Genomic DNA, 21163 nt, shown 5'->3' with positions numbered 1-21163 from the left:
CCGCTCACCCCTGCCCGGGCGGGCTCTCGGGCCGTGTGAGGCGCAGGACGCCGTACGAGTGCGGGGACAACTCAGTGATTTCCCCGATGTGTCCGCGACCGGGGCGTGCGACGGTGTTCAGTCTTCGGCCGCAGGCGGCCCGACACCGAGGGGAGCGTGAATGGGATCGTCCCAAGGGCGGCATGCCGCTCTGCAGGAGCGAGCGAACGAGCTGGGGCACGAGAGGGGCCGTCGGACCTACGCGATCACGGGAGTGATGGGCGGTCTCAGCCAACTCGCCTGGCGGGGGGCTCTGGTGGTGCTCGTGTTCGCCCTCGGCATGGTCGTCTTCGCCAAGCCCGATTCGGCGTTCCTCAAGGGCGTCGTGCTGGCCGGCCTGTTGCTCGCGCTGATCGTCCTGAGGCTGGCGTGGCGAAGGCTGTCCGCGGGGCGCGGGATGAACAGGTGCCACATCTACGGCGGCGGCCTGGCCGTCACCGACCTGTTCGGCCGACTGCGGGACGTGGTGGCCTGGAGCGAGGTGACCGAGCTGAAGCGGTCGTCGGGAGCGGTGCTCTTCACCCCTCTCTACCGCGTCGAACTCGCACGCCGCGCCGCAGAGCCCCTGGCCTTCGTGGTCCCGGCCTACCAGACCGACCTGATCAAAGCCCTGCAGGAACGGGCGAACCAGCACGGCATCGCGCAGAAACAGGTCCGCTACATAGTCTCGTGACGACGGCGTCCTCGTCGCCGCCGAGCGCTTCCGCGTGGTCGAGCCGGACGCCCCGGGCGGCAGTGGCACGAGCCTCATCCGACGACAGCCAACCCTGAGGACCGGTGGCCGAACGACTACGCGCGCGCATGCCTCGCTCCACCCCCCTGGCCTCAGCCCCCCTGTCGGAACGTCAACCACTGCCCTGCATACGATGGGTGACGCACTGTCACATGCCTGTGACATGGGGCCGACGGTTCCGGCACGCATGACCCAATAGCGTTGTTCTCGCTGGTCAAAGGGGCCGGCACGGCAGAAGCCACATCGCCAGGAGCCGTCATGCGTACCGCACTTCGTACCGCACTCGCCATCGTCGCCCTCGTGGGCACGGCCACCGCTTCTGTGGTGACAGCCACTGCCGCCGGCGCCACCACGGCGTCCTCCACGAGCACCGCCTGCATCGCCACCAAGACCATCCCCTCCGCCTTCGGCGGCTGGAAGGTCAAGCTGGTCAACAGCGCCGACAGCGGCGCGTCCGCCAAGCTCCTCGACGAGAAGGGCCACGTCGTCTCGACCGTCGACCAGAGCAGGCCCGTCGACCTGGCCGGCGGTCTGCGGATCACCGGAGTGCTCAGCGCCAAGCCCGTCTTCGGGCAGCGCAGCGAGGGCGGCCCCACCCCCTGGAAGTCGACGGCCTTCCCGGTGCTGTCAGCCGACTGCACGCAGAGCGGCAAGCTCGTGCACACGCTGCGTCTCGACTCCCGTACGGCCGCGCAGATCTTCAAGGTCTCCGCCGGCCACTACCAGGCCCGCGTGTACCAGAGCGGCAAGCTGGTGCGGTTCATCGACGCGCACGGTCGCGCCGGCGCCGCCCTGTTCGGTAGCCGCACGCTCGTGCTGAACCCCGACGGCACGACCGTCACCTGGACCGGGGCCAAGACCGCCGCCAACCCGCGTCTCGGCCGCTACAAGCTCGCCAACGGCGCCACGGTGAAGCTCGTCAAGCGCGCGGGCGTCTACGGGGCGCAGCTGACCACCGGCCACGGCACGTTCTCCGTCGAATACGCCAAGGGCCGCCCGTCCGTCCAGCAGGACGACGTCACCCTGGTCGTCCTGGGCGCCGACGGCACCCTCAGCGGCCACGTCTACGGCGAGGCCCAGAAGCCCCCGGTCTACCTGGGAGCCTGAGTCACCATCGGCCCCTGACCTTCCCTTCTGGGCAGGTCAGGGGCCGATTCCGTCATCGAGTTCCCTGGCACAGCCCCTCAGAAGTCTTCCCCGCAGGATCTGGCACGGGTGTGACGCGGTCTATTGCCTCGAAGGTCCCTCGGCAGAGCTGAACGCCCCGGAGTGTCTGAGCCTCAGCCGACGGCAGTCAGCCACGACGGCGGGCACGCCGGACCACGCACGCGTGTTCCTCGCCGGGCCCGCTGCCGGCCTCAGTCACACTGCCCACTGCCATGCCGTCGACCAGAGCAAGCCACGTCGGTAGAAGCGGAACGGTGAGAACTTGTGGGCCGGGCCTGCACGCAGCTGCAGTGGTACGCGTGTGGCACGACCCCCGAGGCGACGGGGGGGGGGGGGCAGCCTGGGAGGAAACCCTCCTGATCTGACCCTTCGGCTGTGCCCCGGCAGGCTTCGAACCTGCGACTCCTGCTTTAGGAGTTCGATCAGCGTCCGCTCCGCTGGCTGCTGTCCTCTGACGCGACGGTCGGGCAGAGATGCTGATGTACGCCGCCGTCCGGCCTCGTTGATGTCAGCCGTGGATGTCAGATGTCGCCCGGTGAGCGTCGGCCGACGTCGGTGGCGTCGCCGCCTTCCAGCAGCGCTTTCAATGCTGTCAGGTCCTTGACGTTCGCTCGCCGCACAGCCGCGGCCATCATCGGAGCGCTCACTCTGGCGAAACCCGATGGCTCGCCGCGGTTGCGCAGCGTCATCCGGGTATGGTCGGCGTCCACCGGCTGCCAGGTGTACGTCGTCTCCATGGGAAACGGCCCCTGCTCGGTGCGCATCACGAGCCGTTCGGGGGAGTACTCGACGATTTCGTACGTGTAGGTCAGGGTGCGCCCCAGGAACCGGGCGGCGAAGTCGAGCTTCGAGCCCACGGCGAGCGGCGGCGAGGTCCGCCAACGAACCGAGACGATGTTGGCGTACCAGTGCGGCGCATGGGTCGGATCCCCGGCATAGGCGGCGACCTCCGCACAGGGACGGGCGATCACGGTCTCGGTGAGGACGTCGACAGCCATAACCTCAACGCTAGCCCGGCCACTCATGCTCGGGAGCTCGACACACGTGCGGCCCGCTCAGCCAGCACGCCGCGACGGCCGACCCGTGCCAACGGTGCCGCGGCCCTCAGCTTGGGAACTGCGGGCATTTGGTGCGGGTAGGGCTGCTGAACTCGGCGTGGTGCGGCAACTCCGCGATGCCCGCACCACTTCGTGGACGAGCACACGCTCGTGGTCGCCGTCGCCGGTTACCTGACCGTGCTCTTGCAGGTGGCCTTCCCGTTCGTGCTCTTTGGAAGGCTCAAATATCCCGTCCTCGCCATGCTGCTGGGCATGCACATCGGCATCGCTGTGCTGATGGGGCTGCCTCTCTTCTCCGGCGCGATGATCGTCGCGGACGCCGTGTTCCTTCCCGACCGCTTCTACACCTTCCTGCCTCACCTCTGCCGAGGTGTGGTGCGGCGGACGGCCAGCGGACGCCCGGGGCCCGGACGAGCGGCAAGCCCCAAAGCCGTGCCTGCGCAAGGCGGACCGGGCGGCACACCCCGCTCGAAGCACCGAGTCGTGCTCCCGGCGGGCCGGAAAGACACCACGCCCGCCTCCGAAACCGGGTCTCACCAGGTGCTCCCCGACAGAGGCTGACACAAGGAGGCGGATCGCGCCGATGCGGGACGGTGAGCGTATCGCCCTGATCGTCCTCGGACGAGAGAGTCAAGCACCGCTGGGCTGCTGGCATCAGAGGCGGACCAGAATCCAGAGGCTGAGGAGGAAGCCGCCGGCGCCTATGGCTGCGTGGAGTACCACCCAGAGAATCCAGATCTTGAGCTTGAGTATCCGAGGGAACTTGGTTCGATGCTCTGCGTGGTTGTCCGCGATGAGATCGTGCAGCCGCAGTCCTGGGTGTCGTGCTCCCAGCTCATGACGCAGCCTTTTGGCGAGGCCGGAGTGGACTGCCCAGCGTTCGCCGTACTTGGCGCTCGCCAGCGCGCCGAACGTGCCCAACGCGCAGAGGGGCAGGGTCAGGCCCAGCGAGGAGGCCCTGAGGCCTCCCTGTTGGGTGAGGAAGCCCAGAGTGGCGGCTGTCACGACGATCACGATGTTGGTCAGTGCTGCCCGCTGGTTCTCCATCTGCCGAGCTTCCTCGCGCTGGCCCTTCAAGAGTTCGAGCAGAACGTCGGACTCGTCTGCCATCGGTCACCCCTCCCCTGCAACTAGGAAAGCTCCGTGGACTCTTCTAGCCAAGAGGGCGATTTCGCTGACCGACGCTCTGGCCTGGTGAGCTTGCTTCCCCGGAAGCGGTGATGGGTTTGAAGCCCGATGTGCACGCCGGGAGTTCGACGCCCTGACGGTGTGCCAAGGGGAGGAAAGGTGCTGGGCGGACTGTCCATGTGATGCATGTGCTGATGTGCGTGATGGACACCGTCCACGGCTCCCGGCGCAGCAGGGCTCGTCTCGTGTCGATGCGGTCGTCGTGGAGTCGTGTCCACGCCTCTTGGGAGGCGGCCGTGTCCAGGGCCGGTGAGATGGTGCGCAGGATCGTCGCCATCCAGTTGTTCGCCTCGACCGCCGAGTACGCGTCGAAGGATCCGAAGAGCGCCGGCGGGCGTCGTTCGTCGAGTCGCTGTGTCCAGCACTCGCACCAGAAGCCGGGCCGGGTCGTCGTCCTCAGCACGGGTGGCCTCCTCGGCCTGCGTCGGTGAAGAGCTCCGCCGTGATGATGTGGCCGGCCTCGCTGTCGTGGACGACGACCGGGTGGGCGATCGCGCTGACCATGCCGAGTCCGCGGCCGTGTTCGGCGTCCTGGTCCTGGTGCTCGATCATCGGAGCCGTGCCCGGGCCTCCGGCGTCTGTCAGCGATACCGCGACCACCTGCGCTCAAGAGGCGGTCCGGTCGTGGGTGATCGCCCTCGTTGATGTCGAAAGCGGATGTCAAAGGCCACCTAGGAACGTTCCTAGGTGGCCTCTTCCGTTGTGCCCCCGGCAGGATTCGAACCTGCGACACCCGCTTTAGGAGTTCCCGCCGCCGATTCTCGGGCGTGGGTGCCGCCATCCCGCAGGAGCTAGCAGAGTGTCGGACCGTCCCTCCGAGTGCGGCTGGGTGCACCGACGTTGCCGTCAGGTGTTGCCGTCAGCCAAGGAACTCACGGACGGCACCGGTGACCGGTGCTCACTGTGGGCCGCGCCTGCAACGGCCCACAGTCGGATCAAGGCAGTTGAGGAGACTGGCGAGGTGGCGGCGTCCTACTCAAGCGGCTTGATGCCATGCAGAAGGACACGTGTCCAGCCGACGAAGCGTCCTACAAGTAATGCTGCTCGATCACTACCCGCTTGGCTGAAGGGCAGGAACAGCAGTGCTGGCACGCACGCGAGAGTGACGACCAGGAAGGGCAGCAACAAGATCAGTACGATAGCCACCCGCTGAACGGCCGCCATGTAGCGGGCACCGGGGATAGGGATCAACGAGCTACACCTTTCGTCTGCAGATCGGGGCGTCGGATCCCTAGACTTCAAGGTTGGTACGCCGTTGCGCCACGTGGCACACGTTGCCAGGCAGTTGGCAACAGAAGTGTTGGGGGATGAATGACACACGAGAACCTGCCCGCTCTCCTTAGGCCGCTGGATGGTGAGCTACCAGTGGAGGCCCGGAATCTCGCCAACAGCCTGCGTGTGTTGTTCAACGGGCTGGAAATCTCAGTTCGTCGATATGCTGTTCGCTGCTCGCGTGACGCGGGAGCGATATCTCGTTACCTAAACGGATCTCGAATCCCGCCTTGGGAATTCATTCTAGATCTTGTGCGGGACGTAGCCGCCCATCGTGGTGAGTCAATCAAAGAGGAGACGTTGCAACTTTTGCGAGACCAGCATGACGCAGCAGTAAAAACACAAGGGAACCCTGCCAGTCTCCTCAGGGTGACGCAACTACAACTCGCGGAAGCGGATCGGAAATCCCAGCAGAGTGCGATTCAGATAGAGGTGCTGACTCGGGCTCTGCAGGACCGTCAAACGCTCCTGGGTAACGTGGAACTGCAATTGCGTGAACTGCGGCATCGAGATGCCCTCGTTGAGCTGCAAATCGACCGAGTAACTGAGGAGCGCGACGAGCTGCTAAGTCAAAGATCTAACTTGCAGAGCGAAGTGGCAGCACTCAGGGAGGAGCTGAAACGGGCGACACTGCGAGCTCAAGAGCTTGAGGCTGAATGCTCATCCCTGGAAACGAAGGTCGCTGCCCTCGAAGGGCCGGAAGAGGTGGAGGCCCTCGCTCCAGGCGTTATGGCGGTCGGCATACTTGACTTGGTCGGATTCACCCGACTGTCGAAAAGGCTTGATGAGAAAGAGCTTATCGATTTGATTGAAAGGGTCAGAAGGGTGTGCGCCCAGGTCTCGGCCATGACTGGTGCGAGATTTTTCCACACGCGTAATAGCGACATTTCGTTCGTCGCTCCTACGGCACGCGCGGGGGCGGAAACGGCAGTTCTGTTGTCTGAGTCTGAGACGAACGCGATGCTGGAAGATCTTGAGGCGGAACCTCAGATAGGCATCTGCTACGGGCAAGTTTATGCAACAGCGGGAATCATGTTGGGGACCGTTGTGGCCCTCGCTGAAAGGCTATCCTCAATCGCGCCCAGGGGTAAGATCCTTGCCGACTCGGTCTTGGTTGAGCAGCTTTGTGCAGAGTCGGCGCTGCATGTGCCAGGGGAAGTTGGAGACAGTTACGAGGCTAAGCCCATGTGGCAGCGTCCGGTGCGCGGGTTGGGTGTAGTTGAGCCATGGCTACTCGAAAGGGCATCGATGAATCCTGGCATCGGTCCAGGGAAGTAGCGAAGAGGTTCTCTTTCTGCGGCTAAGGCTGTCGCGGCCGAATAGACGGGCTGAGATCTGGCGACTCAGGGGCAGCGTGATCGCTTGCACTCACGCCAGCCGTGTTCGATCGAGCGGGGAGCGCCGGGAGACGACGTCCACTCGCGGACGGTGCGCAGCACGACGGCCCCTACCGATTCACCCAGTCGGGGGCCGTTTCCCGTGGTAGGGGTGGGGGTTGTCCACGGTGACATCGCTGCCACGACGGCTTTCAAGCCCAGTCGGCTTCACTCGACTCGTCGCAAGGGGTGCGGGGCGAGTCAACTCAGGCCGCGAATGGAAGCCGCGTGGGCTCTGGCGTACGGTCCGTGAATCCGTGGTCCGCTGGCCGCGCAGCTCGCTGCGCAAGCCAACCCGAGACCCGTGGTCCGCCATTCACCGCGGTTCCCTCCTGAACCGTACGGACGTACGTGAACCCCTGCGTGAGGTAGTACCGCTGAAGCGCTTCGTTCGTCGACCACGCGTCGAGCCGCACCCACCGGGCCCCCGCGTGGTGCGCGCGGTCGCCTGCCCAATCGAGCAGCCGACCGCCAAGGTTCTGTCCGGCATACTCACGGGCCACTGTGAGCTTGTTGACGAACATCGCCGGTTCGGTCAGTTCCTCGTCCGTCCACAAACCATCTTCGGCGTCCGGGGTGAGGGTGATAGTGCCGGCCGTGGTGTGGCCGTCGCGGAGCATGAAAACTGTGCCTGCTTCGATGGTGGCCAGTAGCTTGTCCGCCGGGTACGGGCGACTCCACTGGTCGGACCCAATGGCTCGTAGCCAAGATGCGGCCTCCTCGCGGAAGGCCAGCAACTTGGCTACGTCGTGCGGCTTTGCGGGCGTGATGATCACGTGTTCTCGCTCCGGGCGGCAAGGTCGCCGATCTCGTAGTTCATTCGGTTCAGGTCCCCCCGAAACGTTGTGATCGTGCAGCGGATAGGGCGATCCGTCGAGTAGCCGGTTCGCGTCCAGAGCATGACCGGCACCCCCGCTCCGATCTCCAAGAGGCGAGCCTCGTCCGGCGTGGGCATCCGGGCCGAGATCTCATCGAAGTACCCGACCTGCTCGATCCCTTGAGCGGCCAAGTACCGCGTTGTTCCCTCGTCGATGTCCCCAGGCTCAGCCAGTCGCGGCGACACATCGACCAGCCACGACGGATAGTAGGTCGCCTGAGTGGACCAGGGGACGTCGTCCACGTAGCGATGACAGAACCGCAATACCGTCTTCGTACTCGGCTCGACCTTGAGACGCTCAGCGATCTCCTGCGATGCCGGCAGCATCTCGACGCGGAACGTCTGGTGCGGCCGGCGTCCCGCGTTCGTCACGTCAGTGTTGTAGGCGTCGCCGTTCTGCGGAAACGTCAGGTTCTCGAACCGAGACGCGTTGAGTTCGAACACCTCATGAGACTTGACCTCGTATCCAAGCCCCTGGCTGGATGAGACGAGACCCTCGCTGACCAGCAGACTCAGCCCGTTACGGATGGTGTTCCGCGACGCGTCGAAGCGCTGCGATAGGTCGCTCTCTGAGGGCAGCCTCGACCCCGGCGCGTAGGTGCCGTTGTCGATCTCGCGACGCAGGACGTCGGCGACTTGCCGGTACTTCGGCTGCTTGTTCATGCCTTCATCATGACGCACTCGCGCAACTTGTTGGTACATGTAGGCCCCAATCCCTTGACGGTTCACGGTGCGTGGGTGCAGCATCACTGCATCAGCTTGTACCAACAAGCTGAGCAGGTGGTGCAACACCTTCAAGTGTGCCCGCCTGGGCTGACAGCGTCCGGAGGAAAGCCCCTTGGGGGTGAGTACGAAGTGAGCGCGCCTTGATTGAGAACTCAACAGAGTGCCGACCCAGCCGCATGAACACGTGCGGTCGATGGGTGCGGGTCACCACCCTGACCGTCCATGTCAGGCCGGGTGGCCTGCCCGGTTTCAGTCTTCGGGCTGTTACCGGCACTGAGTGATTCGACTTCCGCAGAACCTTCGGCGGTCTAGCCGCTACAGCCCCGGTCCGGCCGATCTCGGGCCTACGCCTCGAAAGCAGGCCGGGGCACTCCCGCTGACCAGCGGGCCACTCACATTCCCAAGGGAGATCGACATGCGTTTCCGTACGAGCCCTTCCCCCGCCGCCTCCGACATGAAGAACCGCAGCAGCGACGACCTGCGGCGGGAGTACGACCTGATCACCCGTGAGCGCGGCGGGGGCCACAACTCGCTCAGCGGGATCAACGCGCAGAACGACATCGCTCGCGAGCTGGAGCGTCGGGACCGCTGACCACCCGACAGCCCCGATGGTCGCAGGCCGGGTTCGACTCCCGGCCGGGGCGCGCATCACCGGCCACTTCGTCTGGAGTTCGCATGAGCACTGTCGAGATCGTCTCGTTCGGCTACCTGCACGACGCCCCGCCGGACGCGCACCTCACCATCGACCTGCGTCACCACTTCCGCGACCCGCACGTGTCGCCCGAGCTGCGCTACATGAGTGCTGACGACGAACCCGTCCGCAACGCCGTGATGGGCACCCCCGGCATCGCCGCCCTGGTCGCGGCAACCGCCACGGCGGTTGCCGCGTTCGCCGCCGGCCCGAGTGCCGGAACGGTCAGGGTCGCCGACGGCTGCGCCGGCGGACGTCACCGCGCTCCCACCTTCGCCCGTGCCCTCGCCGACCGGCTGACCGCCGCCGGCCACACGGTCACTGTCCACCACCGCGACCTCGGTAAGGGCGTCGTCCAGCGCTGATCAGCAGCCCCGGACCCGCCGCTCTGCGGCGGGGTCGTGACGAGGCCGGATCGGATCCGGTCCGGGGCACCGGCCGCCATCGCGCGGCCCGCCGCACGCATCGGCTGCGGCCCTTTCCCCTCAAGCGGCGCGCACCCACCGAAGCGGCAACTCCGGTGGGTGCTGTTCGGGCCGTTTCACCTGCTAGGGAGACCACGACCCATGAACCACATCGTCACTGTTCAGGCCGCTGTTACCGCGTTCGCCGACTTCATGGAGCCGACGGACGCGGAGCTTGACGCGATCGAGCTGGAGTCCCCGCTGATCCTGGCGGAGGTCAACCTGCTCGACGCGCAGATCAAGGCCATGGACCACCCTCAGAACGAGGTCGACGCCCGCCGCATCCGCCGCGCCCACAACCGGGTGCTGGCCGCGCGGCGGGACGCGGCCAACCGTGCGGCCGGCACGAGCACGGCGGGCGGCGCGGCATGAACCTGCGCCGCAAGGGCCGCACCGCGCTGGTGCTGGCGCTGGTCGCCGTGGTCGGCATGGCGTTCCGCGTCTCGTGGAACGCGCTGCGCGACATCGCCGGCGCGATCGGCGCAGACTCGACTGCCGCCGTCCTCTACCCGTTCGTGGTCGACGGCCTGATGGCGCTGGCGCTGGTCGCCACGCTCGTTCTGGTCGACGACGACCGCAAGTTCGCGCTGCGGGTGCTGGGCACCTACACGATCGCCTCCCTGGTCCTGAACTACGTACACGGACTGGTACCCGAGCTGCACGGCCAGTCGGTCGAGTTGGGTCGGGTCGCGGAGTGGGACGCGGCGAACTGGGCGCTGGTGCTGCTGGCGACGTCGCTTCCGGTCGGGTCGATCTACTTCGGATCCGACCTGGTCGCCAAGGTGCTGCACCACCGCCCCGCCCCGATTCGCGCCGTGAGTATGAATGCGGATGAATCAACCGAGATCGAGAGGAAACGGTCTACTGCTGACCTGCTCGAATCGACCCCGCTTCCCACAGTCACGGTGACGCGGTTGAGGGTGCCGGATCCGGTCGCGATCGACGTGGGCAAGTCGACTCCACCGCTCAAGCCGGTACGGGCGGTTCCCGTGCCGGTTCCGGCACCGGCACCGGTCACGGTTCCGGCGGAGTCGAGTCGGCCGCGTAGGGCGACCGGCCGTGTTCCGGACGTCGCCCGATCGCCCCGGCCGAAGCGCACCCCGCATGAACTGCTCGCCGAGGCCCGCAAGGTAACCGTCGATTGGGCAGACGCGCAGATCACCGCTGAGGGGATCCGCCGCGCCGTGCGCACGTCGCCGGCGAACGCCCGGACGCTGCGGGACACGCTCCTCACGGAACGGGCGAGCAACGGCGGTAGGGCGGCATGAAGCGACTGACCCTCGCCGACTGCTTCGACCCCACCGGCGAACGCTTCGGCGTCCCGACCTACCCGTGGCGCTGCGCCCCGGACGACCTGGCCACCCGCCGCCAACTGCGCAGTCGAGGACTGCGGCCGGGCGGTCAGGACGTCGCCGGACAGATCCTGCGCCCGCGTCGCCGACGCGAGCCGCTGACCGCCTACCTCTACCGCATCGACCTCGCCAAACCGGTCCGGCCGATGACGCCGGGCCGGTGGCGGGCGCACGAAGCGATGATGCGCCCCCGCCGCACCTGCCCCGCCTGCCGGCGCGACGTCGGCTACGTCATCCGCACGTCCATCGGCACGTGCGAGCCCTGCGACCCCACCCGCCCCGCCGCCGACCAGCGGCACCCCGCCTTGAGGAGTAGCTGACCATGGGCAAGCCCGACACCCGCCGCCTTGACCGCGAGATCAGCAAGACCACCCGCAAGTTGGAAGCGGTCCGCAAGGGCGAGATGTGGCCGCTGACCAGTGCCGAACGGCGCGCCGTGATCGGCGCGCTCGCCGGCGGCTCCTACCGGGTCCTGCGCGGCAAGAGCACCGGCCGCGAGGAGAACCGGCTGGACTCCGTCGCCAGCTCGGCCGAGACGCGACTGACCGCCGAGCTGACGGCGCTGCACATGGAGCGTCAGCGGATCGTGCGCGAGGCCGCCGCCGCCAAGGCCGCGAAGAAGTCCCAGGGCTGGTGGTGAGCGTGCCCGCAACGCCCACGCCGCCGGGTGAGTGCCCGCAGTGCTGGCAGCACGCCCACGACCGCAGCCTTCACCGCATGCTCGGCCCGCGCGAGGACTGCCCGCAGTGCGTGGACCACATGCGCAACGGCTGCCCGTACCTCGTGCCGAAGCGCTCGCGCTGGTGGTGACTCCCGCTCGCGTCGCCTGAACAGCTCCGCCGGGGACGGCCCCGCCCGTCCCCGGCCCCCTCTCTTCCTTCCCGCCTTCCCTGCCCCGCCGTGGGGTGCTGAGGAGACTTCTGCATGTCCGAGAACGTCGTTCACCTGCACAAGAACACCGCCCCGTCGACCGAACCGGCCGCCGTGACCACGCTGACCGTGGTGCCCGACCCGGCCCCGTCGGCACCGGTGCCGCTGTGGATCCGGTCCGGCCGCACCGTGAAGGCGGCCGTCACCCACGAGCGCACGAAGACGACCGGCCGCGCCGTCGCCCGCCACACCCTCTACGTGGTGGGCGGGGCGCGGATCGTGGCCCGCCGGACGTGGGACGGCAAGACCGCCGCCCGCTACGAGCGGTTCATGCGCGCGGCGGAAGCCGCGGGGAACATGGACGCGGCCATGGAGTGGGAGGAGCGCGCCCAGCGCTACCGCGACGCCCGCCACCGCCGCCGCATGGACCTGCTCCACTCGCCCCTCGATGCCGCCAAGGGCCTCGCCGTAGGCACCGGGATGGGCATCGGATCGCTGGTCGCCCTCGGGATCGTCATGGCCATCGCGAACAAAGACGTCACCGACGTCATCACCCCGATCGCGACCGTGATCGAGTTCATCAACCTGCTGATCACCATCGTTCAGGTGGTGTGGGGCCCGCTGGTCTCTCTCGGCCCGTTCCTGGCCCTGCTCGCGCTGTGGGCGGTCGGCAGCAAGCAGCAGGCCGCCCCAGCGTGGGCGCTGCCCGCCAACGTCCGCAGCGGCGAGGGTGAGCCGATCACCCCGTCCATCGTGGTCAAGGCTCTGCGCGACCTCGGGGTGTCCGCCCTGGCCAAGGCCATCAAGGAGATGGGCGACGCCGGCGCGTCCATGCTCGGTCCCATCCGGATCGCCGGATGCGGCGTGGAAGTCGACGTCACCCTTCCTTCCGGGGTGGCGACGAACGAGGTGCAGGCCAGGCGGCGCAAGCTCGCCGAGAACCTCACCCGGCACGAGCACGAGGTCTTCATCACCATCCCGGAAGCCGCACGCACGGTGCGGCTGTGGATCGCCGACTCCGGGGCGCTGGACGAGCCGATCGGCCCCTCACCGCTGGTCACCGACGACACGATCACCGCCGACTACACCAAGGGCCGCGCGCCGTGGGGACAGGACCTGCGCGGCGATTCCGCCGCGCTGAGCCTGTATCAGCGGCACCTGCTGATCACGGGCCTGTCGAACCAGGGCAAGACTGCCGCGCTGCGGTCGCTCGCTCTGTGGGCGTCGCTGGATCGGCGGGTCGAGTTCCGGATCGCCGACCTCAAGGGCGCGGGCGACTGGGCCATGTTCGACGGGCTCGCCACCGTCCTCATCCAGGGGCCGACCGATGAGCACGTGATCGAGGCGACCGAGATGGTCGAGAGCCTGGTCGACGAGATGAACCGGCGCATCGCGGAGCGCCAGGCCGATCCCACCGTGGTGTTCGATCCGCTGATCGGCATCGTGGACGAGGCGCAGGTCGCGTTCATGTGCCCGGCCGTGGACGACGAGAAGCGGCCCTACGGCGGATCCAAGGCCACGTCCCGCTACTTCATGGCCGTGCGCAAGGTCCACAACCAGGGTCGTGTGGTCGACGTGCTCATGTACGAGGGCACGCAGGACCCCACCGACCAGAACCTTCCCAAGCTGGTCCGCGAGGGCGCGCACACCCGTGCCTCCCTTGCGCTGGGCACCGAGGCACAGGCCGTCATGGCCCTCGGAGAGAAGGCCGTCAACGGCGGCGCGGCACCGCACCTGCTCCGTCAAGGCCTGGACAAGGGGACCCTGGTCGTCGCCTCGGACGGCATCGAGATCCCCAAGGGTCAGTCGTCCATCACCGTGCGCACGCACTTCATCGGCGACGACGACGCCAAGGCCATCACCGACCGCGCCAAGGCCCTGCGCAACGGCGTCACCACCCTGCACGCCATCGACCGGGGCGAGAAGCGCGACCCGCTCGCCGACATCCTCGCCGTCCTCGGAGACGAGAAGCGGGTGTTCACGCAGGACGTCATCAAGCGTCTGTCCGTGCTCGACGCGGACGCCTACGGCCGCTGGTCGTTCGGCGACCTCACCCGAGTCCTGGACGCGGCCGGCACCGAGGCGAAGAAGTCCCACGGCCGCATGGTCGTGCGCGCCGACGACATCGCCCGCGCCCTCGCCGAACGCGACGCCGACGGTTCCGCTTCCACCTCCCAGTAGCGGGGAGGCGCGGCCACCCCTCGCGGGGAGGCGGGGAGAACTCCCCAACCGCCTCCCCACCCCTGCCTCCCCCACGTTGATCAGCGAAAACAGTGTTTCGGGGAAGCGGGGAGGCGCGCAGGTCAGCACCCCTGAAACCCCCTCCACAACGCCCCCCGCAGGGGGTGTCCCCGCCTCCCCAACCCAGCACCGGAAGGGATTCCGCATGTACCCCGAACACGCCCACAACCCGCCCGCCGTCCGGGCCGGGCAAGTCCACCAGCCCACCCGGATCACCCCCGCCGCGCCGTACATGGCACCCCTCGTGCCCGTGCCGCCCGGCACCGTGCCCGCGGTCGCGAGCGTGGTCCTGCCGGACGGCCGGATCGTCACCGGCTACGCCATCGAACCCACCAAGCCGGACCCGACCGCCGCCAAGCCGGCCGTCTCTCGGGCCGCGGTGAACGTCGCCCTCGGAGGCGTCGGGTTCCTCGCCGTGTGCGGCGGACTGCTGCTGCTCACCACGTTCATCACCGCACTCACCGCGCTGATCACTCAGCTCATCACCCTCGCGGCCGTGATCTTCGGCGGATGGATCGCCGTGCAGATCTTCGGCGGACGACGCAGCAGCGCGAGCGGCGGCAACACCTTCCACATCCGCAAAGCCACCTTCAAGCGCAACCACTTCAACGGCTGATAGGAGCCCTACGTGTTCGAGATCCGTGTCATCTGCGACCCCGCCGACTCCGACCGCGTCACCGACGCCCTGGAGACCGCGTTCAAGACCGGAAGGGTCAGCGTCCATCCCGCCCGCGACGGCAACCGCGTGCGCCTCTACCTCGACGCCGACCACGCCGACGTGTGGCCCGAGCCCGAGCAGGCCTACGCCGACGCCCCCAGCATCCACAGCGAACTCGACTGGATCGCGCACACCCTCGGTACCGCCGCTTGCTACACCAAGCTGGAACGCGGCTTCTATCTGCGCAAGGCCGCCGTCCTCGACCGCATCGCGCTCGCCGACGGGGCGGACTATCGCGACGACGACACCGCCTACATCGCGGCCAAGTTCCTTGTCGTGCTCGACGACGCGCACGCCGACTGTGACCCGCGCGCCTACGTCCGTCAGCAGTACGCCCACTGGGCCACGAACGGCCAGTAGCTACGCCAAGGGCGGCCCCTCACGTCTCGCCAAAGTCGCGGGGCCGCCCTTGTCCACCAGCACCCTTCACAGGACTGGAGACCTCCAGCATGACCCATGACGCCCGGTCCGCGCTGCTGCGTGCAGCGCTGGACGCCGCCGCACGCGGATGGCACGTCTTCCCGCTGCGCCCTGGCACCAAGCGGCCCGCCCTGCACGGCGAGCAGTCCTGCCCCGGCACCGGCCCCTGCACGAGCAGGCACAGGAAGTGGGAGGAACGCGCCACCGCCGACCCGGACCGCATCCGCGCCACCTGGTCGCACGGCCCCTTCAACGTTGGCATCGCCACCGGCCCGTCGGGGCTGGTCGTCGTCGACCTCGACATCCCGAAGGACAAGGGAAGTTCGGACGCGCCTGGCGGCGCGGCGACCTTCGGGGCGCTCTGCGAGCGCGCCGGCCACCCCGTCCCCGCCACCTACCGCACCCGGACCGCAAGCGGCGGAACACACCTGTACTTCACCGCCCCGACCGGCGTGCGACTCTCCAACACGGCAGGAACCGTGGTCGAGTTGGTCGACACCCGCGCGTGGGGCGGATACGTCGTCGCCGCCGGATCCATCACCCCCGCCGGGCCCTACGAGCCGTTGTGCGCCTCTGAGGCGGCCCCACTGCCCGGATGGCTGCACAGCATCCTCAAGCCTGCCCCCAAGGCTCGGCAGGCCCCTTCGATGGCCTTACCGGGGCAATCCAGCCGATACGCGGACGTCGCACTCGTCGCCGAGACGCGCAACGTCGCCGCGGCCCAACTCGGAGCACGGGAAGCGACGTTGTTCCGCGCGGCGCGAGCACTGGGGCGGTTCGTCGCGTGGGGCGACCTCCCCCGCCACACGGTCGAGCAGGCTCTTCAGGAGGCGGGAGAGGCGGCCGGACTCACCGTCGCCGAGTGCCGCTCCACTCTCCGCAGCGCCCTGAACTGGTCCATCACCCACAACCAGAGCCGCAGGGGGGCGACGGCATGAGCACCCCTGCCCGCCCCTCCCTGAAGAGCATCACCGCCGCCCCGGACGGCCCGGACGCTGCCCGGTGGACCGCACCCCGGCCGGCCATCGGCGGGCCTGAGGATGCCGCCCGTCAGGGCGTCGTCACTGCTCTGTGCCCGGACCGCTCCCCGATCGTCGACACGGACCCCGCTCCCAGTTCCGACCCGACACCGGAGCGGCCCGGTATCCGCATCTACGCCCCGCCCGTCTACCGCGACCACGAAGACGGCGCGCGCTGGTCTAAGCGCTATGGCGACTTTCCCAGCGCCGCCTACGCCTGCGCTTGCGGCAAGACCGCCACGGCCGCCGGCCCGCGACGGGTGGCCGCCCTGGTCGACGAGTACACCGCCCACGAGACCGCCTGCGCGGGAGTCCCCGCAACGCTGCCCGAAGGGAGGGCCGCCGCATGAGCACTGTCATCGACGGGGCCGCGCTGCTGGACGAGGTCGAGGCCTTTCACCGCCGCTTCAACGTCTTCCCCACCGACGCCGCGTTCGTCGCCGTTGCCCTGTGGGACGCGCACGCCCACCTGCTCGACTGCTTCGACTCCACCCCCCGCATCGCCTTCCTGTCCCCCGAGCCGGGGTCGGGCAAGACACGGGCGCTGGAGATCGTCGAGACGCTCGTGCCGCAGCCCATGACGGCCGTCAACGCATCCGCCGCCGCCCTGTTCCGGTCCGTCTCCGGGCCCAACGGCAAGCCGACGATCCTGTTCGACGAGATCGACACCGTCTTCGGCCCCAAGGCCGGGGACAACGAGGAGTTGCGCGGGTTCCTCAACGCCGGTCACCGCCGTACCGGGGTCACCTACCGGTGCATCGGCGACGGCGGCAACCAGACCGTGCAGGCCTTCCCCTCGTACTGCGCGGTCGCGGTCGCCGGACTCGGATCACTGCCCGACACGATCCTGACCCGCTCCGTCATCATCCGCATGCGCCGCCGGGCCAGAAACGAGAAGGTCGAACCCTTCCGGGCCCGCATCCACGAAGCGGAGGGGCACAAGCTCCGCGACCGGCTCGCCGAATGGGCGGAGCAGGCCCGAGGGTTCGTCATGGGTGCGTGGCCGGACATGCCCGACGGGGTCGCCGACCGGCCGGCGGACGTGTGGGAACCCCTGCTCGCCATCGCCGACGCCGCCGGAGGCGACTGGCCCGACCGGGCCCGGCAAGCCTGCCTGACCTTGGTCAAAGCCTCGCGCGCCAACGACAAGGGCAGCCTGGGCGTGCGGCTGCTGACGGACCTGCGTGACCACGTCATGGTCGGCATCGACCGCCTGCCCACCGTCGCCATCCTCGACCGGCTCAACGCCCTCGACGACGCCCCGTGGGCCGACCTGGGCGGCAAGCCGCTCGACAACCGCCGCTTGTCGAAGATGCTCGCGGAGTACATGACGGCCGACAACGAGCCGATCACCTCCCGCAACATCAAGGCCGCCGGCAGCGTCCTCAAGGGCTACTACGCCGCCGATCTCTGGGACGCGTGGGCCCGCTACTGCCCTCCACCCCCGGAAAGTCCGCTACCTCCGCTACCCGGCACCGAATACCTGGTCTGACCAGCAGTGATGAGGTAGCGGCAAGCGTCGGAAGTTGCCGCTACCTCGCCGCTACCCATCCGCTACCGCTACCCCTTCCCGCTACCTCGAACAGGCCCCTGACCTGCGAGGTAGCGGCGGTAGCGGAAGTAGCGGACTTCCCAGGAGGGGGGCAGGAAGCCCCCGCGACTACCCCGGAGGTTTGTCGTGCGCACCGCCCTGCCCGCAGCGCCTGAAGCGCTCACAGTCCCCGAGGTCATGACCGCCCTGCGCCTGAGTCGCAGCAAGGTCTACGACCTCATTCGCACCCGCCAGTTGGCGAGCTTCACCGTCGGCCGTGCACGTCGCGTGGCACCCGACAGCCTGCGCGCCTTCATTCAGGAACAGATCGAGGAGAACGCGGCCTGATGACATCCCGCAAAAGGAATCCGAACGGTGCTGGCAGCATCTGGCAGCGCAAGGACGGGCGTTACGAAGCGCGCGTCTATGTCCCCCAACCTGACGGCACCCGCAAGCGCAAGACCGTCTACGGCACCACGTGGGAGGAGTGCGACACCAAGCGCCAGGAATTGGTTCTGCGTGACCGCCAGGGCATCCCGACTCCCACCCGGTCCGCGAAGCTTTCCGAGTGGCTGCCGTACTGGCTGAAGCACTACGTCGAACCGCGCCGCAAGCTCAGCACGTACGACAAATACGAGGTGCAGGTCCGGCTCTATCTCGTGCCCTTGCTGGGCACACGGCGGCTGGAGTCGCTGAGTGTGGCGGACGTGCGCCGCTTCATCACCCGCGTGCAGAACGCACACACGGCCGCGACCGCGAAAGAGGCGCACCGGGTGCTGCGCACTGCGCTCACGGCGGCCGTGCGCGAGGAGCTGATCGCGCGGAACGTGGCGTCGCTGGTGGAGCCGCCGCGCGTCAAGCAGCGGGAGATCCGCCCCTGGTCGCTGGAGGAGACGCTGAGCTTCCTGGAAGCCGCGCGGAGCGATCCGCTATACGCGGCGTTCGTGCTGGCCATTGCCATGGGGCTGCGGCGCGGCGAGCTGGGGGGTCTGCGCTGGTCGGATGTGGACCTGGACAACCGCGTCGTGCACGTCCGTCAGCAGACGCAGCGCCGCAGGGGCACGCTGTACGACGACGATCCCAAGAGTCGCCGGATCCGAGTGGTGCCGATGCCTGCACTGTGTATCGCGCCGCTGCGGTGGCACCGGCTGCGACAGCGGGAGACGTTCGCGCGCACGGGCGTTGTCTGGTCCGAGACCGGCTACGTCTTCGCCACGCGGAACGGCCGACCGGTCGAGCCGCGGAACGTCTACCGATCCTTCACGCGCGTCGCCGCTGACGCGGGGCTGCGGGTGGTCCGGCTCCACGACGCGCGGCACGGCTGCGCCACGCTGCTGACGGCGGCCGGCGTCGCACCACGGGTCATCATGGAGATCCTGGGGCATAGCCAGATCAGCATCACGATGGACGTGTACACGCACGTTGTGCACGACACCCAGCGGGAGGCCATCAGTCACATGGACCGGCTGCTCAAGCGCCGTCTGCCGGCCGCCTGAGAGGCGACTGCCGTCAACTGCTGCCGTCAAAACGGCCCGGACCATGTCGGTCCGGGCCGTTTTCCCTGGTGCCCCCGGCAGGATTCGAACCTGCGACACCCGCTTTAGGAGAGCGGTGCTCTATCCCCTGAGCTACGAAGGCGGGGTGGTGGCCCCGTGGGTCACTGGCGTCAGCGTACCGGATCTGGGGTGTGGGGGTGTGTGGGGTCAGGTCAGGGGGACGCGGGTGAAGCGGGCCGCGGTGTGGAGGTCTGTCTCGATGTGGGAGGCGGTCGATCTCAGGGCGGGGAGTATGTGGTGGACGCTCTCCTCGGTCGTGCGGCGTGCGACGTGGGCTGACGCGTTCAGGGCGGCGATCACCCGGCCAGCCCGGTCGCGGATGGGGACCGCGATCGCGCGCACGCCCTGCTCCAGTTCCTCGTCCGTCAAGGTGTATGCGACGGGGTCGGCGGGGGTGGTGAGGCCCGGGCCCGGGGGCTTCTCCAGGAGCAGGCGGCCTGCTGTCGTTCTGGCTGCCGGGAGCCGTGTGCCCAGGCGTACGTCCACGCTCATGACGTGGCTCGCCGGCACCCGGGCCGTGTACTGGACCTCGTCGCCCGCCTCGGTCAGCACGGCCAGGGACGTCGTCTCCTGGATGGCGTCCGTCAGAGTCCGCAGGTGGGGAAGCGCGATCTGGGGGAGGGGCGTACGGGAGAGGGGCGGGAAGCCGAGGGAGAGGACGCGGGGGGTGAGGGCGAAGGCGCGGTGCGCGGGTCCCTCGGCTGCGGCGCCGGTCGGGCTCAGCAGGCCCAGGTACTCGTAGGTGATCAGTGCGCGGCGGGCCGTCGCCCTCGCCAGGCCGGTCGCCTTCGCGACCTCCGTCAGGGTCAGTTCCGCCCTGCCCTCCCCGAACGCCGTCAGGACGGTCAGCCCGCGGGCCAGGGACTCGATGAACTCGCGGCCCAGTTCCTGCTTGGACGCTCCCGTCCAGATCGCCAGACCGGAGCGCGACGGGCCGGATGCGGGGGGCGGCGCCTGGCGCAGGTCCTCCTCCATCGTCGCGACGGCCGTCCGCAGACGGGCGAGCAGTGTGTCGCGCAGGTCGGCCGCCGTGTGGCGGCTGGTGTGGCTGACGACGTTCGCCGCGCACGCGATCCGGCCCGTGCGGGGATCCCGCACCGGGACGGAGACGGCCACCAGGCCCGGTTCGATCAGTTGGTCGTCCAGGGCGTAGTGCGCGGAGGCGGCGTCCCTCGTCCGTCCTTCGAAGTCGATGGACGCCGCCCTTGGGCCACCCGGCGGTCCATAAACGGGTGGGACGGGTGGGACGGGTGGAGCGGTCGAGATGGGCGGGACAGGGGGGACTGTGGGGAAGTCTCGGTTCTGCGGGTCCTTCCGCAGGCGGGTGCGCCAGGTCTGCCAGTCCTCGGGAGTCCACTCCGTCGCGAACAGCGGGCCGGGCGCGGTGCGTTCGGCCGGGAGCAAGTCGCCGATGCGGAAGCTCAGGGACATCGCGCGGCGGCGGGTCGCCTGGTGGACGAAGCGGATGCCGTCGTGGTCGGCGACCGCCAGGGACACGGACTCGTCGAGTTCGTCGGCGAGCGCGTCCGCGCGCGCGGACAGCAGGGCGGGCAGGCGCAGGGCGGCCAGGTAGGCATTGCCCAGCTCCATGACGCGGGGCGTGAGGGTGGCGTCCCGGCCGTCCAGCCGGACGTATCCCATGCGGGCGAGGGTGGCGACGATCCGGTCCACGGTGGAGCGCGCCAGGCCCGTGGCGCGTTCGAGCGCGCTCGGACTCAGCACACCGTTCGCCTCGGTGAGGCACTGCAGCACGGCGACGCCGCGCATCAGCGGGGCTACGGCCTCGGCGGGGGGCGTCGGGATGGGGTCGGGCAGTGGCATGGGCGGCTTGTGCTCCCCGTCGTGACCTCTCGGACCTCGTCGAT

25 protein-coding genes, 1 tRNA gene and 2 pseudogenes are annotated in these 21163 nt (G+C 68.6%); 20 read left to right on the top strand and 8 right to left on the bottom strand.

All coding sequences use genetic code 11. The annotated features are described in order from the left end of the window. Positions 1-160: 160 nt before the first annotated feature. Positions 161-712 (top strand): hypothetical protein, encoded by a 552-nt coding sequence (locus tag BG482_RS30450; RefSeq protein ID WP_141746673.1) that lies wholly within the window; start codon positions 161-163, stop codon positions 710-712. Between the two features lie 318 nt (positions 713-1030). After that, positions 1031-1879: a hypothetical protein gene (locus tag BG482_RS30445; RefSeq protein WP_069772392.1), complete on the top strand. Its 849-nt coding sequence runs from the start codon at positions 1031-1033 to the stop codon at positions 1877-1879. A gap of 581 nt (positions 1880-2460) precedes the next feature. On the opposite strand, the gene BG482_RS30440 is transcribed toward BG482_RS30445, so the two are convergent. Continuing rightward, positions 2461-2937: an SRPBCC family protein gene (locus tag BG482_RS30440; protein ID WP_069772391.1), complete on the bottom strand. Its 477-nt coding sequence runs from the start codon at positions 2935-2937 to the stop codon at positions 2461-2463. A 186-nt stretch (positions 2938-3123) separates the two neighbouring features. Between BG482_RS30440 and BG482_RS30435 the strand changes: the two are divergent. Next, a pseudogene (locus tag BG482_RS30435) lies at positions 3124-3558 on the top strand (HTTM domain-containing protein); the annotation flags it as partial. Positions 3559-3651: 93 nt separating this feature from the next. Here the strand turns inward: BG482_RS30435 and BG482_RS30430 are convergent. Continuing rightward, positions 3652-4107: a hypothetical protein gene (locus BG482_RS30430; RefSeq protein ID WP_069772390.1), complete on the bottom strand. Its 456-nt coding sequence runs from the start codon at positions 4105-4107 to the stop codon at positions 3652-3654. A gap of 200 nt (positions 4108-4307) precedes the next feature. Between BG482_RS30430 and BG482_RS46250 the strand changes: the two genes are divergently transcribed. After that, on the top strand, positions 4308-4616 hold the full coding sequence (locus BG482_RS46250) for a hypothetical protein (RefSeq protein WP_069772389.1): 309 nt from the start codon (positions 4308-4310) through the stop codon (positions 4614-4616). Here BG482_RS46250 and BG482_RS30420 read toward each other — a convergent pair. Beyond that, positions 4582-4791 (bottom strand): annotated as a pseudogene (locus tag BG482_RS30420) (ATP-binding protein); the annotation flags it as partial. The gene BG482_RS46250 and the pseudogene BG482_RS30420 sit on opposite strands and share 35 nt — an antisense overlap. A gap of 366 nt (positions 4792-5157) precedes the next feature. Then, on the bottom strand, positions 5158-5376 hold the full coding sequence (locus tag BG482_RS44190) for a hypothetical protein (RefSeq protein ID WP_176741503.1): 219 nt from the start codon (positions 5374-5376) through the stop codon (positions 5158-5160). A 120-nt stretch (positions 5377-5496) separates the two neighbouring features. Between BG482_RS44190 and BG482_RS43515 the strand changes: the two genes are divergently transcribed. Beyond that, the gene (locus tag BG482_RS43515) at positions 5497-6735 is read left to right on the top strand and encodes a hypothetical protein (protein WP_141746672.1); all 1239 of its coding nucleotides are present in this window, start codon (positions 5497-5499) and stop codon (positions 6733-6735) included. Between the two features lie 304 nt (positions 6736-7039). Here the strand turns inward: BG482_RS43515 and BG482_RS30415 are convergent, their stop codons facing one another. Further along, positions 7040-7609, bottom strand: a complete 570-nt coding sequence (locus BG482_RS30415; RefSeq protein WP_069772388.1) for a GNAT family N-acetyltransferase — start codon at positions 7607-7609, stop codon at positions 7040-7042. Continuing rightward, positions 7606-8373: a GntR family transcriptional regulator gene (locus tag BG482_RS30410; protein WP_069772387.1), complete on the bottom strand. Its 768-nt coding sequence runs from the start codon at positions 8371-8373 to the stop codon at positions 7606-7608. The genes BG482_RS30415 and BG482_RS30410 overlap by 4 nt, the downstream gene beginning before the upstream one ends. Before the next feature lie 478 nt (positions 8374-8851). Between BG482_RS30410 and BG482_RS44185 the strand changes: the two genes are divergently transcribed. The 15 genes from BG482_RS44185 to BG482_RS30345 all read left to right on the top strand — a co-directional run bounded on the left by BG482_RS44185 (position 8852) and on the right by BG482_RS30345 (position 19238). Next, the gene (locus BG482_RS44185) at positions 8852-9028 is read left to right on the top strand and encodes a hypothetical protein (RefSeq protein WP_176741502.1); all 177 of its coding nucleotides are present in this window, start codon (positions 8852-8854) and stop codon (positions 9026-9028) included. A gap of 83 nt (positions 9029-9111) precedes the next feature. Continuing rightward, positions 9112-9492, top strand: coding sequence for an RNase adapter RapZ (locus tag BG482_RS30405; protein WP_069772386.1), 381 nt, complete (start codon positions 9112-9114; stop codon positions 9490-9492). A 201-nt stretch (positions 9493-9693) separates the two neighbouring features. Continuing rightward, the gene (locus BG482_RS30400; RefSeq protein WP_069772385.1) at positions 9694-9963 is read left to right on the top strand and encodes a DUF6284 family protein; all 270 of its coding nucleotides are present in this window, start codon (positions 9694-9696) and stop codon (positions 9961-9963) included. After that, entirely contained in the window at positions 9960-10859 is a 900-nt protein-coding gene (locus BG482_RS30395) for a DUF2637 domain-containing protein (RefSeq protein ID WP_069772384.1), read from the top strand. The genes BG482_RS30400 and BG482_RS30395 overlap by 4 nt, the downstream gene beginning before the upstream one ends. Next, a complete protein-coding gene (locus tag BG482_RS30390; RefSeq protein WP_069772383.1) occupies positions 10856-11263 on the top strand; it encodes an RRQRL motif-containing zinc-binding protein in 408 nt (135 codons plus the stop codon). The genes BG482_RS30395 and BG482_RS30390 overlap by 4 nt, the downstream gene beginning before the upstream one ends. Before the next feature lie 2 nt (positions 11264-11265). After that, on the top strand, positions 11266-11583 hold the full coding sequence (locus BG482_RS30385) for a hypothetical protein (RefSeq protein ID WP_069772382.1): 318 nt from the start codon (positions 11266-11268) through the stop codon (positions 11581-11583). Then, a complete protein-coding gene (locus tag BG482_RS41645) occupies positions 11577-11753 on the top strand; it encodes a pRL2-8 (protein WP_176741501.1) in 177 nt (58 codons plus the stop codon). The genes BG482_RS30385 and BG482_RS41645 overlap by 7 nt, the downstream gene beginning before the upstream one ends. A gap of 114 nt (positions 11754-11867) precedes the next feature. Beyond that, a complete protein-coding gene (locus BG482_RS30380) occupies positions 11868-13994 on the top strand; it encodes an FtsK/SpoIIIE domain-containing protein (RefSeq protein WP_069772381.1) in 2127 nt (708 codons plus the stop codon). Positions 13995-14199: 205 nt separating this feature from the next. Then, on the top strand, positions 14200-14670 hold the full coding sequence (locus tag BG482_RS30375) for a hypothetical protein (RefSeq protein ID WP_069772380.1): 471 nt from the start codon (positions 14200-14202) through the stop codon (positions 14668-14670). 12 nt (positions 14671-14682) lie between these two features. Further along, positions 14683-15132: a hypothetical protein gene (locus tag BG482_RS30370; protein WP_069772379.1), complete on the top strand. Its 450-nt coding sequence runs from the start codon at positions 14683-14685 to the stop codon at positions 15130-15132. 89 nt (positions 15133-15221) lie between these two features. Beyond that, positions 15222-16130 carry a bifunctional DNA primase/polymerase gene (locus tag BG482_RS30365; RefSeq protein WP_069772378.1) on the top strand — a complete coding sequence of 303 codons (909 nt, stop codon included), beginning with the start codon at positions 15222-15224 and terminating at the stop codon, positions 16128-16130. Continuing rightward, positions 16127-16561 (top strand): hypothetical protein, encoded by a 435-nt coding sequence (locus tag BG482_RS30360; RefSeq protein WP_256096528.1) that lies wholly within the window; start codon positions 16127-16129, stop codon positions 16559-16561. Before BG482_RS30365 ends, BG482_RS30360 begins: the two co-directional genes overlap by 4 nt. Then, positions 16558-17703 carry a DUF3631 domain-containing protein gene (locus BG482_RS30355; RefSeq protein ID WP_069772377.1) on the top strand — a complete coding sequence of 382 codons (1146 nt, stop codon included), beginning with the start codon at positions 16558-16560 and terminating at the stop codon, positions 17701-17703. Before BG482_RS30360 ends, BG482_RS30355 begins: the two co-directional genes overlap by 4 nt. Before the next feature lie 186 nt (positions 17704-17889). Beyond that, the gene (locus BG482_RS30350) at positions 17890-18090 is read left to right on the top strand and encodes a helix-turn-helix domain-containing protein (protein ID WP_069772376.1); all 201 of its coding nucleotides are present in this window, start codon (positions 17890-17892) and stop codon (positions 18088-18090) included. Continuing rightward, the gene (locus BG482_RS30345; protein WP_069772375.1) at positions 18090-19238 is read left to right on the top strand and encodes a site-specific integrase; all 1149 of its coding nucleotides are present in this window, start codon (positions 18090-18092) and stop codon (positions 19236-19238) included. The genes BG482_RS30350 and BG482_RS30345 overlap by 1 nt, the downstream gene beginning before the upstream one ends. A 66-nt stretch (positions 19239-19304) precedes the next feature. Here BG482_RS30345 and BG482_RS30340 read toward each other — a convergent pair. Both BG482_RS30340 and BG482_RS30335 read right to left on the bottom strand, forming a co-directional pair. After that, a tRNA-Arg gene (locus tag BG482_RS30340) sits at positions 19305-19380 on the bottom strand. 65 nt (positions 19381-19445) lie between these two features. Beyond that, positions 19446-21119 carry a helix-turn-helix domain-containing protein gene (locus tag BG482_RS30335; RefSeq protein WP_069772406.1) on the bottom strand — a complete coding sequence of 558 codons (1674 nt, stop codon included), beginning with the start codon at positions 21117-21119 and terminating at the stop codon, positions 19446-19448. Between the last annotated feature and the right edge of the window lie 44 nt (positions 21120-21163).

The sequence above is a fragment of the Streptomyces sp. LUP30 genome (genome assembly GCF_001746365.1).
GTDB lineage: Bacteria > Actinomycetota > Actinomycetes > Streptomycetales > Streptomycetaceae > Streptomyces.
Note: the sequence above shows the minus strand (reverse complement) of the source record. Positions and strands in the feature narration are given on the sequence as shown.

Coding starts and splice junctions, on each gene's coding strand:
- BG482_RS30355 (WP_069772377.1), top strand. CDS start 16,558: ATGAGCACTGTCATCGACGGGGCCGCGCTGCTGGACGAGGTCGAGGCC.
- BG482_RS30365 (WP_069772378.1), top strand. CDS start 15,222: ATGACCCATGACGCCCGGTCCGCGCTGCTGCGTGCAGCGCTGGACGCC.
- BG482_RS44185 (WP_176741502.1), top strand. CDS start 8,852: ATGCGTTTCCGTACGAGCCCTTCCCCCGCCGCCTCCGACATGAAGAAC.
- BG482_RS43515 (WP_141746672.1), top strand. CDS start 5,497: ATGACACACGAGAACCTGCCCGCTCTCCTTAGGCCGCTGGATGGTGAG.
- BG482_RS30410 (WP_069772387.1), bottom strand. CDS start 8,373: ATGAACAAGCAGCCGAAGTACCGGCAAGTCGCCGACGTCCTGCGTCGC.
- BG482_RS30345 (WP_069772375.1), top strand. CDS start 18,090: ATGACATCCCGCAAAAGGAATCCGAACGGTGCTGGCAGCATCTGGCAG.
- BG482_RS30445 (WP_069772392.1), top strand. CDS start 1,031: ATGCGTACCGCACTTCGTACCGCACTCGCCATCGTCGCCCTCGTGGGC.
- BG482_RS30400 (WP_069772385.1), top strand. CDS start 9,694: ATGAACCACATCGTCACTGTTCAGGCCGCTGTTACCGCGTTCGCCGAC.
- BG482_RS30430 (WP_069772390.1), bottom strand. CDS start 4,107: ATGGCAGACGAGTCCGACGTTCTGCTCGAACTCTTGAAGGGCCAGCGC.
- BG482_RS30390 (WP_069772383.1), top strand. CDS start 10,856: ATGAAGCGACTGACCCTCGCCGACTGCTTCGACCCCACCGGCGAACGC.
- BG482_RS30440 (WP_069772391.1), bottom strand. CDS start 2,937: ATGGCTGTCGACGTCCTCACCGAGACCGTGATCGCCCGTCCCTGTGCG.
- BG482_RS30375 (WP_069772380.1), top strand. CDS start 14,200: ATGTACCCCGAACACGCCCACAACCCGCCCGCCGTCCGGGCCGGGCAA.
- BG482_RS30395 (WP_069772384.1), top strand. CDS start 9,960: ATGAACCTGCGCCGCAAGGGCCGCACCGCGCTGGTGCTGGCGCTGGTC.
- BG482_RS30360 (WP_256096528.1), top strand. CDS start 16,127: ATGAGCACCCCTGCCCGCCCCTCCCTGAAGAGCATCACCGCCGCCCCG.
- BG482_RS46250 (WP_069772389.1), top strand. CDS start 4,308: ATGCATGTGCTGATGTGCGTGATGGACACCGTCCACGGCTCCCGGCGC.
- BG482_RS30450 (WP_141746673.1), top strand. CDS start 161: ATGGGATCGTCCCAAGGGCGGCATGCCGCTCTGCAGGAGCGAGCGAAC.
- BG482_RS30380 (WP_069772381.1), top strand. CDS start 11,868: ATGTCCGAGAACGTCGTTCACCTGCACAAGAACACCGCCCCGTCGACC.
- BG482_RS30335 (WP_069772406.1), bottom strand. CDS start 21,119: ATGCCACTGCCCGACCCCATCCCGACGCCCCCCGCCGAGGCCGTAGCC.
- BG482_RS30405 (WP_069772386.1), top strand. CDS start 9,112: ATGAGCACTGTCGAGATCGTCTCGTTCGGCTACCTGCACGACGCCCCG.
- BG482_RS30385 (WP_069772382.1), top strand. CDS start 11,266: ATGGGCAAGCCCGACACCCGCCGCCTTGACCGCGAGATCAGCAAGACC.